The sequence below is a fragment of the Pseudomonas furukawaii genome, from assembly GCF_002355475.1.
GTDB lineage: Bacteria > Pseudomonadota > Gammaproteobacteria > Pseudomonadales > Pseudomonadaceae > Metapseudomonas > Metapseudomonas furukawaii.
The window spans coordinates 4,085,802-4,098,450 of the sequence record NZ_AP014862.1; the positions used below are offsets into that span (position 1 = coordinate 4,085,802).

Below are 12,649 nucleotides of genomic sequence, written 5' to 3' on the forward strand. Positions count from 1 at the left end.
TGATTCGGGCATATCAGGTAACAACTTGCCCGGCGCTGCCGACGCGAGTGCTCAGCACTCCGATGCCATCCACCTCCAACTCGACCAGGTCACCCGGCCGCAGATAGCGCAGTTGCTCCAGACCGCAACCATTGCCCACCGTGCCGGAGCCGAGGAATTCGCCGGGATAGAGGGTTTCTGAACGCGAGATGTGGGCGATCACATCCTCGAAGGACCAACGCATGTCGCGGGTGTTGCCCCGCCCCCACTCCTCGCCGTTGACCCGCGCGACCATGTTCAGGTCATAGGGATCGCCCAACTCGTCGGCCGTCACCAGGCATGGCCCCATGATGTTCGCCGTGTCGAAGTCCTTGCTCTTGGCCGGGCCAAGCATGCCGGGCATCTCCGCCGCCTGCGCATCGCGCGCGCTCATGTCGTTAAAGATGGTGTAGCCGACGATATGCGAACGGGCCGCATCACGGCTGATGTCCTTGCCGCGTCTGCCGATGTAGCAGCCGAACTCCAGTTCGAAGTCCAGCGCTTTGCTGAAGCCAGGCCACTGAAACTCGTCGTCGATTCCGATGACCGCGAAGCGGTTGCACTTGTAGTAGATGGGCTGCCGATTGAAGGTCTCGATGACCCGCTCGTCGGCGCGCGTATTCATCGCCTTGAGGGTCGCCTCCGGGTCCGGCGTGCGCAGTGCCCGGGCGCGACGTGCGGCGGCGAAGCTCTGCCGCAGGTGCAGCTCGAAGCAGGAGCAGTCGCGCATCTGCGGCGGCGGCTGGATCGGTGCGCGCAGCTTCACCAGGGCGCGCTCGCGCACCGCCAGGGCGGGCGCCCGCTCCACCAGCGAGCGGGCCAGCGCCAGACCGTCCTCGCCCGCCTCGACCAGCGCCAGCACGCTGCTCAGTTCCGGACATTCACGCCCCTGCACCACCCGATAGGCCGCCTGCAGGTCGAGAACGACCTGATCGTTCTCCAGAAGCACCCCAGCACGCTCGAAGCCGCTGCCATCGGTAAAGGTCACCAGTCTCATGGTTCTTGTACTCCAGTCGAGTGCCAGCAGTTTAAAGTGGGCGTCATACCCGGCCACTCACGGGCAGGCAGGCGCCGGTGATGGGTGCGGCGTCGTCCGAAAGCAGGAAGGCGATGACCCGGGCCAGGGCCTCCGGCGTGACCCAACGGCCAGCATCGGCATCCGGCATATCGGCTCGGTTTGCCGGGGTATCGATAATGCTCGGCAGCACGGCGTTGACGGTGACGCCACGGTCCTTCAGCTCCTCGGCCAAGGCTTCGGTCAGGCGAGCCACGCCGGACTTCGAGGCGGCATAAGCGCCCATGCCCAGCCCTGCCTTCAGCGAGGCCAGCGCGCCGACGTTCACGATTCGCCCCGCCGGCGCTTCGAGCAAATGGCTCAGAGCCGCTTGGCTGCTAACCAGCGCGGTACGCAGGTTGATCTGGTACAGGCGGTCCCAGGTTTCCAGGCTGCCGCCCTCCAGGGTCTCCCAGGCGAAGCCGCCGGCCACGTTGACCAGCCCGTCGATCCGCCCGAAATGCCCGACCACCTTGGCCACGGCCGCCTGCGCCGACTCGGTGGAAGTCAGGTCGACGCCTCCCAACGGAAGCAACCCAGGGGCCTCACCTAGGCTGGCAGACGCTTCGGCGCGGTCGAGCAGGGCGATCTGCGCACCGCGCTCCAGCAGCAGGCGACCCAAGGCACTACCCAGAGCGCCGGAACCGCCAGTGACTATGATTGTCTTGTCTTGCAAAGGCAGGGACATGGCAAAAGGATCCTCTTGTTGTTTACCGCGAGCCTGATTGTGCGTGCTCGTATCGCCGCCAATATATGACACTTTTCAAAAATATGTACAATTGTTAAAGTCATCGGCATCCCAAGCCAGCGCACCCGCAGGTTCCGCGAATGCCCAGAAAACTGCCCGCCCTCAACGCCGACAACCGTGCCTTCTGGCAGGGCGGCGAGCACGGCCAACTGCTGATCCACAAGTGCAACGGCTGCACGCGCTTCTTCCACCCGCCCGGCCCGATCTGTCCGCGCTGCGCGAGCCTCGATGTGGCGCCGTGCGCGGTCTCCGGAAAGGGCAAAGTGCTGAGCTATACCCTCAACTACCAGCAATGGAGCAGCGACCTGGAAGTGCCCTACGTGGTCGCAATCATCGAGCTGGCCGAGCAGGAGGGCCTGCGCTTCGTCAGCAACGTCGTCGGTATGGATCCACAGCGGGTGTATATCGACATGCCGGTACGGGTCAGCTTCCTGAACGTCGAGGACGTCTGGCTACCCTTGTTCGAGAAGGATCAATGATGATTGAGCAGCGCTACGAGAAAGATGTCGCCATCACCGGCATCGGCCAGTCCGAGGTAGCCCGGCCATCCAGCAAATCAGCCATGCGCCTGACCCTCGATGCCTGCTTGGAAGCCATCGCCGACGCCGGCCTGGAGCGCCACGACATCGATGGCGTGGCCTGCTGGCCGGGGGACAACAACAACGGCGACCCCTTCTCCCCGGTCGGCCCCAGCGCCCTGAAAAGCGCCCTGGGCCTGAACCTCAACTGGTTCGGCGCCGGCTACGAGGGTCCCGGTCCACTGGCCGGCATGATCAATGGTGCCATGGCCATCGCCGCCGGCCTGTGCCGGCACGTCCTGGTTTTCCGCACCATTACCGAAGCCTCGGCGCGCCTGCACAACAAACAGGCTGGTGCCCTGAGCAACAAGACCCAAGGGCGCGACAGCAGCTATGCCTGGCAGTGGTTCACGCCCTTCAATGTGCTCTCCGGCATCAACCTGATGGCGCTGTACGCACAGCGTCATTTCCACGAATACGGCACCCGGCCCGAACAGCTCGCGCAGATCGCACTGACCTGTCGGCAGAACGCCATGCGCAACCCCAAGGCCATCTACCGCACCCCCATGTCGCTGGACGACTACATGCAGTCGCGGATGATTTCCACGCCGCTGCGCATGTTCGACTGCGACGTGCATTGCGACGCCTCCACCGCTATCGTCCTGTCGCGCCGCGATGCCGCGTGCGATGGCCGCCACGCACCGATCCGCATAGAGGCGATAGGAGCCGCGTTGAACCAACCGTGGTCCTGGGATCAGATATCCCTTACCGGGATGGCGGCCTTCGACGTTGGCCGGATGATGTGGCAGCGGACCGACTACACCCCGGACGACGTCGACTCGGCACAACTCTACGACGGCTTCTCGATCCTGACCATGATCTGGCTGGAGGCGCTGGGCCTTTGCCCGGTGGGCGAGAGCGGCGCCTTTGTCGAAGGCGGCCAGCGCATCGCCTTGAACGGCAAACTGCCGATCAACACCAACGGCGGCCAGTTGTCCGGTGGCCGCACCCACGGCCTGGGCTACGTCCACGAGGCGTGCTTGCAGCTATGGGGACGTGCCCAAGGGCGTCAGACCAAAGAGAATCGTGTATCCGTGGTTGCCGCTGGCGGTGGACCGCTGGGCGGCAGCCTACTGCTGGTTCGGGAGTGACCCATACTCGGCCTGCGTCAAAACAGGACGTCGGCCAACTCGGAGCAGAACTCGGTGAGTGCGCCCGCCAGCTCCTTGATGCCTTCGTCATCGCGCTGGCCACGAAACATCACGGCTGAAACGGTGTAGTCGATTGCCCCCTCGGGGGAATAGACAGGTGCAGCAACGGCCAGGATGCCGACCGAGAAATAACCATCGTCAATCGCCCAACCCCGCTCAGCGGCCAGTCGCACTTCCTCGCGGTAGGTCTCTATGGGGAGTGGGCGCGCCCAGCGAATCTTCTCGTAGATGGCCTCGAACTCCGAGGCATCCAGGTCCAGCTGCGTTGAGAACAAGCGCCCGCTGGCCCCCATCAGCATGGGAAAGCGCTGCCCCTCGGCCATGTCGATGCGGACATCAGTAGGACTGGCCGCCGAACTGACAATGACGATGCGGTCCGCCCCCATGCGCCGCCACAAGGTGATGGTCACCCTCATGCGCGCCGCGAACTCCTGCAGCAGCGGTTTGACCAGTTGCACACGCTGCCCTTGGGTGACCAACTGCCCCACCAGGCGGGCTAGTCCCAGCCCCGCCGAATAGCGCTTCGACATCGGATTGAAATCGACGACATCCTCCATCACCAAGGTGCGCAGAATGTTGAAACAGGTGCTGGGGTTGATCGACAGCAACCGGGCGATGTCCACCGAACGTTCCGGCGCCCCGGCCTGGCTCAAGTGACGAAGGATGCGGATCGCGTTGACGACCGGTTTTACAGTGACCGCCCCCATTGCCTTGCGATCACCGTCGGCTTCCACGGTCTCTGAAGTATCCATGCGCTTATTCTCGGTTGGCTTGACTCTGCAATTCTATACCGAGAACACAAAGCCCCTGCAAATTTAATATAGAGATTAATTGACCTCAGATCTGCTCCATCGGTGCCTGGTAGATGTAGCGCTTGATCTCCCGCCGCACGTCGCGGAATCGCATCAGGGCCACCTCCTGAACTTCGTCATTCTGGGTCAGTCGCCCGCACTGGCGCAGGTAATCCAGCCACGACTCGACGATGAAGCGCTCAACATAGTGGTCGGTCTCGGCCAGATCGCGATACAACCGCCAGTTCTGCGCACCGTTACGCCGCCGCGCCAGGCCTACGGCATATACGGTACGAAGAAAAGCCTCACGCTCGGCGACCTCCACCCGGTAACTGACTTCGATGCAGACGGGCCCGTCGTCGTGGGCGACCTCCCCGGCCAGCACCAGCTTGTCGGTCTGCTGCGCGTCGGCGAAATCCGCCTCCCGGCCCATGGCGATCTCTCCGCGGCGCGTCAGGAACAACCCGAGCAGGATGCTCGACGCCGACAGCAGCAGGCTGTTGTCCAGTCCCAGGTACTGCGCCAAAACGCCCCACAGGGCGCCACCCAGGGCCATCGAGCCCATCAGCACCAACAGGTACACCGAGGCGACGCGAGCGCGCACCCAGTTCGCGGCGTAGGTCTGCACCACAGTGGAGATGGTTGCGTTCACCGCCATCCAACCCATGCCGGCCAGCACCAGCATGGCGCAGACCACCGCCTGGCTGTGCGACAGCGCCGCCGCCAGGGTTGCCGCAGCGAAGGCAAAGGCGCCGACGACAATCAGCCGGCGCAGAGGGAAACGGCTATAGACGCTGGTTAGCCCGAGCGCGGCCAGCACCGCACCGGCCCCCAAAAAGGCCATCAGCAAGCCGTAGCCACCAGCGTCCATGCCCAGTTCTTCCTTGGCCACCAGCGGCAACAGCGCCCACAGCGCACTGGCGCAGCTGGTGAAGACGAATACCTGCTTGAGCGCGCTGGACAGCACTGCAGAATGGCGGATGTAGCGCAAGCCGCTGCGCATACCGCCAGCCAGGGTTTCCGGTGGAAGAGCGTCGGCGTGGGCACGGGCCGGCAGGCGGAAGATGAAGACCAGTACAGCAACCATGCACAGGGCGATTACCAGGAACACGGCGGCGCTGCTCCACCATACGATCAACGCCCCGGCCAGGGCCGGTCCCAAGGCACGAGTGGCGTTGATCGAAATGCCACTGAGGGAAATCGCCGCCGGCACTTGCTCACGCGGCAGGACACCAACCACCGTCACCATCCAGGCCGCCATCCCCAAGGCGCTACCGGTGCCCAGGACGAAGGTGCACAGCAGCAGTGACCAGGCTTCCAGTCCTCCCCCCCAGTCCAGCAGGCACAGCACCACGGCCGCTCCCAGGATGATCGACTGAGTAAACAGCAGCAGGCGGCGAGGGTCCATTCGGTCGGCGAGCACACCGCCCGGTAGACCGAACAGGAAGACGGGCAGAGTGATCGCCGTCTGTACCAGGGAGACCATCAGCGGCGACGCCGACAGCAGTGTCATGATCCAGGCTGCCCCGACCGTCTGCATCCAGATTGCCAGGTTGGCGACGGCGCAGGCGAGCCACAGTCCGACGAACAATCCATGACGTAGCGGCGCCCAGAACGCAGAGAGCTCCGTATCAGCCAGCGGCTCCCCAGAGGGGGCGGAGGAGGTCTGTCTGTCCATGCTCATTCGCCGTCGGGCCGTCCCAGCCGCCCGACGCTGCGCGCAGCATTCAGGACGCGCTGGGGACCGATCCGGTTGTGCAGCGTGCCGAGCCCCTCGATGCGCGCCTCGACTAGGTCCCCCGGTACCAGGAAGCGTCCGTCCTCCAGCCCCACGCCATGAGTCGAGCCGGTGAACACCAGATCCCCTGGACGCAGACTGATGCGTGCATCGAGAAAATTGAGAAGTTCGTCGATCGGGAAGATCATCTGCCGAGTGTTGTCCTGCTGACGCAGCTCACCGTTGACGCTCAAGCTCACCTCCAGCTCCGGCTGCCCGGAGCCGCCAAGCTCGTCGAGCGTGACGATCCAAGGCCCGACCGGCGTGGTACGGTCCATGGCCTTCTGGGTCAACAGGTCGAGGCGGCCGATGCGCCGTCCCGCGTCCCGCGCACTGATGTCGTTGCCGACCGTGTAGCCGAGCAAGCAGGCGCTGGCCCGGGGCTCGTCACATAGCGGTCGGGCGACCACGGCGACCAGCTCGACTTCGTAGTCGAGCTGCCCGGTAAGGGGCGGATAGGCGATCTCGTCGTGCGCACCGACCAAGGCAGAATCCGGCTTCAGGTAAGCGAGCGGATGGGCTGGCGGTGAACTGCCCAGGCGCTCCAGGTGGCTGCGATAGTTCAGCCCCACACCGAAGGCCCGCGCCCCCGGCTGCAGGGGCGGCAGCAGACGGCAGTCCGACAGCGCAAGGGGCGCCTTGTCGAGACCAAGGTCGGCAGCCAGTCCCAGCCCCACAACCGGTGCCCAGGCCTCGAACGGTGCGCGAATACGATGCAAACGACAGAAGTCGGAATCGAGCAGCGCCCAGAACGCCTCGCCACCCGACTCGACCCTCGCCAGACGCATGCTCAGCGCTTCTTGCCTGCTAGATACTCGGCGTCCAGCACTTCCTCGGGCGTGCGCACGCTCGGCCCGAGGATCGGCCCGACTATCTCGTGGCCCCACAGGCTCAGAGTCTCAGGGTTGAGCTCATAGGGGTCGCCCTGCCATGGCTCGATCTCGGCGATGGTTTCGAAGGCGAAGCCGGAGGGGTTGAAGTGATAGAAGGAAAGATGCGGATCCTGACTGTGCTGGCCGAGGGTCATCATCATCGGCAGCTCACGCTTGCGTACGATGTCATAGGTCTCGCCGACGTCGCGCACGCTGCGCACAAACAGGCCGACATGCTGAACCCCCATGCGCCCCGGCCCATGCCCATAGGCAATGTCGTGACTGGTATGGTTGTTCAGCTTGGCCCGAAAGAAGCCGGTGCGCCCCTTGCCCGCTCCCGCGCCATACCAATGGAACCCCATCACATTGAGGAGGAAATGTTCCAGTTCTGGAGTGTACTCCGGAGTGATCACCACCACATGCCCGGCCCCGCGCTCGTCGGCCAGAAAGCCAGTATGCGGACGACCAGGAATGAACGAACGCGGCGTCCATTTCTGCGCGTAGAACAGCTCGTACTGGTAGCCCACTGGGTCGCGGAAGCGCACCACCTCACGTACCCCACGCAACTCGCAGAAGGCAGCATCGCCACGAGTGAACTCGACGCCTGCGGCCTCGAGCCGCCTCAGGCCATCCTCGAACGCCATGCGTCCGAGCGCCTCCCAGCCGATGTAGGCCAGGCGGTCGACCTTGCCGGGGTGGAAGGCGAAACGATGGCGGCGGTCGTCGATGCGAAAATACAGCGATTGCGGATCACTCTCCGGCGACTTGCCGATGCCGAAGCCCATGACCTGCGGGCCATACTCACGCCAGGCGTCGAGGTTCGCGGTCTCGAATCCCATATAACCGATGCCGATGATATCCATGATTTCACCTTATTGTTCGAATACCGTAGGAGTGGTGGCTGCGGAGGCTAGATGGCCAGGAGACCACCATCGATGACGAAATCGGAGCCGGTAACAAAAGAAGCCTCGCTGGACGCCAGGAACAGCGCCAGAGCGACCACTTCCTCGGGCTCCCCCGGGCGATCCATCAGTACGCCGTCGAGCAGAGCGGCCCGTGCCACCGGGTTTTCCAGGAACTCCGCGGTGCCAGGAGTGGCGATGAAACCAGGGCTGAGACTGACGGCACGGATACCGAGTGGAGCCCCTTCCACCGCCAGTTGGCGGGTGAAAGAAACCACCGCCCCTTTGGCAGCGGCATGCGCAGAGATGCCGGCCACCTTGGAACCGCCCCAGGCCGCCGTGGACGAGACGTTGATGATCACTCCGCGTCGCTCGGCCAGATGATCCCAGGCGTATTTGGTCGTGTAGAAGAGCAAATCGACTTCGTTACGAATGGTGTAGTGCCAGTCCTCGATGGAAAACTCGCTGACTTTGCCAAAACGCGCAGCCGAAGCATTGTTGTAGAGGATGTCGATAGCGCCATGTTCGGTCACTGCCGCCTCAACCCAGGCCCTGGCCTGCTCGTGGTCGCCGAGATCGACCGGCGCCTGACCGTACAAACGCAGTCCTTCTGCGTGCAACAGGGCAGCGGTTTCCCCATGCGCGACGGCATTCACGTCGCAGCCCACCACAATCGCTCCTTCACGGGCGAAGCGCAATGCTGCTGCCCTGCCCTGACCACCGCCGGTCCCGGTAATCAGAGCAACCTTACCTTCAAGACGCCCCGTCATTGCACCCTCCACTTCTTGTTCTTATTCATCCAGGCCTCACGACAACGCCCCTGCTATTCACCCTCTGGCTTGATCTCCTCGAGCCAGATCGCCTCGGCCGGACAAGCCTCAGCCCCCTCGCGCGCTTCCTCTTCGAGCTCCGGGGGAACGACCTTGCTATCCACATAAACCAAACCATCGGCATCCAGCTTGTAGACGCTTGGGCAGATCGCGGCACAAAGCCCGTAGCCGCAGCAGCGACTGCGATCGACCACAACCTCGAATCGAGCCTTGTCAGAATTCATCTTATTCTCCTCATCTAGGCAGGCAGAAAAATAATGAACACTTTTCGAGTGTTTGTAAATAATCCACTGAGCACAGCTCAATAAAAATCAAAAAATTGCTTATTAATCATATATTTAAAACTGCAAGAACCCCCTTCACCGCAATGCTACAGCTCGCACAGAAGGACAGAACCAGCCAGATAATCAAATTTATATGATCATTAATTTATTTTTTGTATAAGTATTTCGAGATGTGAGCAATGACACCGACTGGACCTACGCTGAGGGTGCAGATCAACCCTGGAAACGAAAGCGGCTCACCGCCAGATTCAATTCCTCGGACAACTCACGCAGAGAAATCACTGCGCTAGAGACCCGGTGAGCAATCGCATCCCCCTCTCCCGCCATTCGCGCGATGCGCTCGACGTTCGAGGCGATATCTCGCCCACCTTCGCTCTGCACCCGCACCGCATCAGCAATCTGGTCCACTCCACGGGTCGAGTCTCCCACTAACTCTGCCGCCTGCTGCAGAGTGCTCTCCAGCTCAACCAGCAACCTGCCACTGTCTTCCAGTGCCACAGATCCAGCGCGCAAGGCTTCATCCACCACCTCAGACTGCCCCTCCAACTTTGCGGTCAACTCGTTGATGGAGTTGGCGGCCAGCGCAGAGCGCTGAGCAAGGTTGCGCACTTCGTCGGCAACCACGCTGAACCCCCGCCCGCTCTCGCCAGCCCTAGCTGCCTCGATCGCGGCATTGAGCGCCAGCAGGTTAGTCTGCGCAGAGAGGTCCTTGACCTGAGTAATGCTTGCTGTAATAGCCGTGGTACTTTCGACGAAATCGCCCACCGAGCCCCGAATGGCGGAGAACGCGTGACGCACACTGTCGATCTTTTCGAGCAAGTGCGACAGGGCCAGATGCCCGCCCTCCGCTCCATGCAAGCTGGCCTCAGCCGAGCTGCGCAGGTTCTCGGCATGACTGGAAATCGCAGCGATGCCGTCGCTCATCTGCTCAATGGTCATCGAAACCGCTCCCACAGCTCCGGCCTGCGCCGTGGAACTCTCGGCCACCCGTGCCGAGGCCCCCACCAACTCCTCAGCCGAGGCGCCGACGGAAGCCGCCACACTTGCGACCTGGCGCATGGCCTGCTGAAAGCTGTCGATCAGTTCGTTGAAGGCCTGCGCCGTGTGAGCGATTTCGTCGCGACCGATAACTCGCACACGCCGGGTTAAGTCGCCGTCGCGCAACCTGATCGACGCCTGCTCGATCTCCCGGATGGAGCGAACGATCTGACCGCGTAGCAACAGACTGACAAGCAGCGCCAAGGTGCTGGCCGTCAGCAGCACGCCAATCAGCATCTTCGACACTTGCCGCTGCATGGTGCCAGCCTCAGCGAAAGCGCCGGAGGTAAGCTCTGCCTGCAGGCCCAACAGACGGTTGAACTGGCCTTGCAAACCGTTGTATTCGGCGCGTACACGACCGAGCAGCGATGCCGCTTGCAGCTGGTCGCCCAACGCAGTGCGCTTGAAATCGGAGAGCCCCTCGCCAACGACGCCAGCCTGCTCCTCCACCGCACGGTAAAGAGCCTTCTCCTCCTCTCCCAGCCCTGTCTCGCGCGCAAGCCTGTCCAGCCCGGCACGCATGTCGTCGACACTGGCTTGCATATCTTCGAGATAAGACTCCAGCTCCTCGGCGGAGGTCGAGCCATTCGATTCGAGAATTCGCGCAACCGTGGCATAGGCGCCGACCATAGCAGCCTGCGAGGCGGCGGAGGTTTCAAGTACCTGACGGTACTGCTGGAAACGCAACTGGTCGATCTCTTCGATCACCGCCTGCTGCCTGGCCAATCCCCGGTAGGCCATACCCGAGACGATCAGCAGCGCGAGCACGAACAGCCCTGGCAGCACGAGTAGCTTGGCGCCAATGGAGAGTCTTTTCAGGAATAGCATGATGCTCACCGTTCTTGTTGTTATGGGACATGACTAGACAGGACACCCGTCTCGCCATACTATTTATACATTATTCAGATTTATGTTCAGATCATCAATCGGCAATATCCGCGCATCTCTCCACAGCTTGGCCCCACAAAACCAATAAAGGACGCCAGACCATGCCTTCCTCCCAAAATGAAGCGGCAATCGACTTCAGTGAGTTCCGCCGCGGATGGCGAATCCTCTTGCTCTCCGTAGTCGGCGTTGCCATTAGTATCAACGCGGCCCTGCTCTACGGCTTTGGTACCCTGGTTGTGCCACTGGAACAGGCGTTCGGCTGGAACAAGAGCGAATTGCAGGCAGCGATCACATTCCTGTTCGGCGGCGCGGTGGTTTCTCTGCAGCTGGTCGGATGGTTCAACCTGCGTTTTGGCATGAAGCGCATGACAGTCATTTCGCTGGTCCTGCTCTCGCTGGGCTACCTGGGCACCACCCAGCTTAGTGGCTCGGTCTGGTCGCTCTACCTGGCCTTTGCCATCCTGCCATTGATCGGTATGGGCGCGTTGGCGGTGACCTGGACCCAGTTACTCAGCCTCTGGTACGACCGTAATCGCGGACTAGCCCTTGCCATCGGCCTGTCCGGTACCGGTCTGACCGCCGCGATCATCCCGAGACTGATGTCCTGGGGCATCGAGCAGTGGGACTGGCGCGCCGCCTTCATCATCCTCGCCCTGCTCAACCTGCTGGTACTGCTACCGCTGACCCTGCTGTGGTTCAAGCTCGCCGGCAGCGCCGACAAGCATGGCCAGGACGACGCCAGCGCACTGCTGGAACTACCCGGTCTGAGCTTTCGCGAGGGGATGAGCTCAACCAAATTCTGGACATGCAACCTGGCCCTGGCGCTGGTGATTTCTTCGATCGTCGGCATGGTCACCAGCACCGTGCCCATGTTGCAGGCCAGGGGGCTTTCGGCCGCCGAGGCCAATCAGATTTTCAGCGGATTTGGCATCGCGCTGATCTTCGGTCGTATGCTCATCGGTTACCTACTCGACCGTCTCTGGCCACCAGCAGTGGCGGCCTTCAGCTTGGCCCTGCCGGCCATCGGCTGCCTTATCTATCTCGGCAGCACCATCGAATTCGGCCCATTGTTGCTGGCCGCTGTTCTGGTCGGCTTCGGCGCCGGTGCCGAGTTCGACATCGCGGCCTTCCTGGTCGCCCGTTATTTCGGCCTGCGTGAGTATGGCCGCCTGTTCGGTGTGCACCAGGGTCTGAACACCGTGGCTTCAGCCATCGCACCGCTGCTGTTCGCCCTCCTGCTCAGCCGTACCGGCACCTACTCGGCAATGCTGGTGTACTGCCTCGCCTGCAGTCTTGTCGGCCCCCTGTTGTTGCTTACCCTGGGTCGCGTCCCACGCTTCGCCTCCACACCGTTCGCTGCCCATTCCTGACCTGACTCCCTAGGAGAAGACCATGCCCACACTGACCTTCATTGAGCACAACGGTACCGAGCACAAGGTGTCTGCAGACATTGGCCAATCGGTGATGCAGGCCGCCACCTTCGCCTCCGTTCCCGGCATCCCTGCCGACTGCGGCGGAGCCTGTGCGTGCGCCACCTGCCACGCCTACGTCGACGAGGGGTGGCTGGCGCGCCTCCCGGCTCCCGACAGCACCGAAAACGACATGCTCGACTGTGCCTTCGAGCGCCGCGATACCAGCCGCCTGACCTGCCAGGTGTTCATGACCGAAGAGCTCGACGGCCTGGTGCTGCACCTGCCCGCGTCGCAATTCTGAAGAAG

Annotated in this window: 13 protein-coding genes; 4 read left to right on the plus strand and 9 right to left on the minus strand. The window is 62.6% G+C overall.

Translation table 11 applies throughout. The features are described from left to right. Positions 1 to 13: 13 nt before the first annotated feature. Together KF707C_RS18900 and KF707C_RS18905 are read right to left on the minus strand one after the other, a co-directional pair. Complete coding sequence (locus KF707C_RS18900) at positions 14 to 1,015, minus strand: fumarylacetoacetate hydrolase family protein (RefSeq protein WP_003454726.1); 1,002 nt, start codon at positions 1,013 to 1,015, stop codon at positions 14 to 16. Positions 1,016 to 1,058: 43 nt separating this feature from the next. Then, entirely contained in the window at positions 1,059 to 1,760 is a 702-nt protein-coding gene (locus tag KF707C_RS18905) for an SDR family NAD(P)-dependent oxidoreductase (RefSeq protein WP_003454723.1), read from the minus strand. 140 nt (positions 1,761 to 1,900) lie between these two features. Between KF707C_RS18905 and KF707C_RS18910 the strand changes: the two genes are divergently transcribed. Next, a complete protein-coding gene (locus KF707C_RS18910) occupies positions 1,901 to 2,299 on the plus strand; it encodes a Zn-ribbon domain-containing OB-fold protein (RefSeq protein ID WP_003454721.1) in 399 nt (132 codons plus the stop codon). Beyond that, positions 2,299 to 3,489, plus strand: a complete 1,191-nt coding sequence (locus tag KF707C_RS18915; protein ID WP_003454719.1) for a thiolase family protein — start codon at positions 2,299 to 2,301, stop codon at positions 3,487 to 3,489. Before KF707C_RS18910 ends, KF707C_RS18915 begins: the two co-directional genes overlap by 1 nt. A gap of 17 nt (positions 3,490 to 3,506) precedes the next feature. Here the strand turns inward: KF707C_RS18915 and KF707C_RS18920 are convergent, their stop codons facing one another. From KF707C_RS18920 to KF707C_RS18950, 7 genes are all read right to left on the minus strand, one after another. Next, complete coding sequence (locus KF707C_RS18920) at positions 3,507 to 4,301, minus strand: IclR family transcriptional regulator (protein WP_003454717.1); 795 nt, start codon at positions 4,299 to 4,301, stop codon at positions 3,507 to 3,509. A gap of 85 nt (positions 4,302 to 4,386) precedes the next feature. After that, positions 4,387 to 6,024, minus strand: coding sequence for an MFS transporter (locus KF707C_RS18925; protein ID WP_051050767.1), 1,638 nt, complete (start codon positions 6,022 to 6,024; stop codon positions 4,387 to 4,389). Next, positions 6,021 to 6,905, minus strand: coding sequence for a fumarylacetoacetate hydrolase family protein (locus tag KF707C_RS18930; protein ID WP_003454712.1), 885 nt, complete (start codon positions 6,903 to 6,905; stop codon positions 6,021 to 6,023). Before KF707C_RS18930 ends, KF707C_RS18925 begins: the two co-directional genes overlap by 4 nt. A gap of 2 nt (positions 6,906 to 6,907) precedes the next feature. Beyond that, positions 6,908 to 7,852, minus strand: coding sequence for a 2,3-dihydroxybiphenyl 1,2-dioxygenase (locus tag KF707C_RS18935; RefSeq protein WP_003454709.1), 945 nt, complete (start codon positions 7,850 to 7,852; stop codon positions 6,908 to 6,910). A 47-nt stretch (positions 7,853 to 7,899) separates the two neighbouring features. Continuing rightward, the gene (locus tag KF707C_RS18940) at positions 7,900 to 8,661 is read right to left on the minus strand and encodes an SDR family NAD(P)-dependent oxidoreductase (RefSeq protein ID WP_036993583.1); all 762 of its coding nucleotides are present in this window, start codon (positions 8,659 to 8,661) and stop codon (positions 7,900 to 7,902) included. Between the two features lie 53 nt (positions 8,662 to 8,714). Next, on the minus strand, positions 8,715 to 8,945 hold the full coding sequence (locus tag KF707C_RS18945; RefSeq protein WP_003454705.1) for a ferredoxin: 231 nt from the start codon (positions 8,943 to 8,945) through the stop codon (positions 8,715 to 8,717). Positions 8,946 to 9,218: 273 nt separating this feature from the next. Continuing rightward, positions 9,219 to 10,871: a methyl-accepting chemotaxis protein gene (locus KF707C_RS18950; protein WP_003454704.1), complete on the minus strand. Its 1,653-nt coding sequence runs from the start codon at positions 10,869 to 10,871 to the stop codon at positions 9,219 to 9,221. 161 nt (positions 10,872 to 11,032) lie between these two features. Between KF707C_RS18950 and KF707C_RS18955 the strand changes: the two genes are divergently transcribed. Beyond that, positions 11,033 to 12,301: an MFS transporter gene (locus KF707C_RS18955; RefSeq protein ID WP_036993581.1), complete on the plus strand. Its 1,269-nt coding sequence runs from the start codon at positions 11,033 to 11,035 to the stop codon at positions 12,299 to 12,301. Between the two features lie 22 nt (positions 12,302 to 12,323). Beyond that, on the plus strand, positions 12,324 to 12,644 hold the full coding sequence (locus tag KF707C_RS18960) for a 2Fe-2S iron-sulfur cluster-binding protein (protein ID WP_003454700.1): 321 nt from the start codon (positions 12,324 to 12,326) through the stop codon (positions 12,642 to 12,644). The last annotated feature ends 5 nt before the right edge of the window (positions 12,645 to 12,649 follow it).

Coding starts and splice junctions, on each gene's coding strand:
- KF707C_RS18925 (WP_051050767.1), bottom strand. CDS start 6,024: ATGAGCATGGACAGACAGACCTCCTCCGCCCCCTCTGGGGAGCCGCTG.
- KF707C_RS18950 (WP_003454704.1), bottom strand. CDS start 10,871: ATGCTATTCCTGAAAAGACTCTCCATTGGCGCCAAGCTACTCGTGCTG.
- KF707C_RS18905 (WP_003454723.1), bottom strand. CDS start 1,760: ATGTCCCTGCCTTTGCAAGACAAGACAATCATAGTCACTGGCGGTTCC.
- KF707C_RS18920 (WP_003454717.1), bottom strand. CDS start 4,301: ATGGATACTTCAGAGACCGTGGAAGCCGACGGTGATCGCAAGGCAATG.
- KF707C_RS18910 (WP_003454721.1), top strand. CDS start 1,901: ATGCCCAGAAAACTGCCCGCCCTCAACGCCGACAACCGTGCCTTCTGG.
- KF707C_RS18960 (WP_003454700.1), top strand. CDS start 12,324: ATGCCCACACTGACCTTCATTGAGCACAACGGTACCGAGCACAAGGTG.
- KF707C_RS18930 (WP_003454712.1), bottom strand. CDS start 6,905: ATGCGTCTGGCGAGGGTCGAGTCGGGTGGCGAGGCGTTCTGGGCGCTG.
- KF707C_RS18945 (WP_003454705.1), bottom strand. CDS start 8,945: ATGAATTCTGACAAGGCTCGATTCGAGGTTGTGGTCGATCGCAGTCGC.
- KF707C_RS18900 (WP_003454726.1), bottom strand. CDS start 1,015: ATGAGACTGGTGACCTTTACCGATGGCAGCGGCTTCGAGCGTGCTGGG.
- KF707C_RS18935 (WP_003454709.1), bottom strand. CDS start 7,852: ATGGATATCATCGGCATCGGTTATATGGGATTCGAGACCGCGAACCTC.
- KF707C_RS18940 (WP_036993583.1), bottom strand. CDS start 8,661: ATGACGGGGCGTCTTGAAGGTAAGGTTGCTCTGATTACCGGGACCGGC.
- KF707C_RS18915 (WP_003454719.1), top strand. CDS start 2,299: ATGATTGAGCAGCGCTACGAGAAAGATGTCGCCATCACCGGCATCGGC.
- KF707C_RS18955 (WP_036993581.1), top strand. CDS start 11,033: ATGCCTTCCTCCCAAAATGAAGCGGCAATCGACTTCAGTGAGTTCCGC.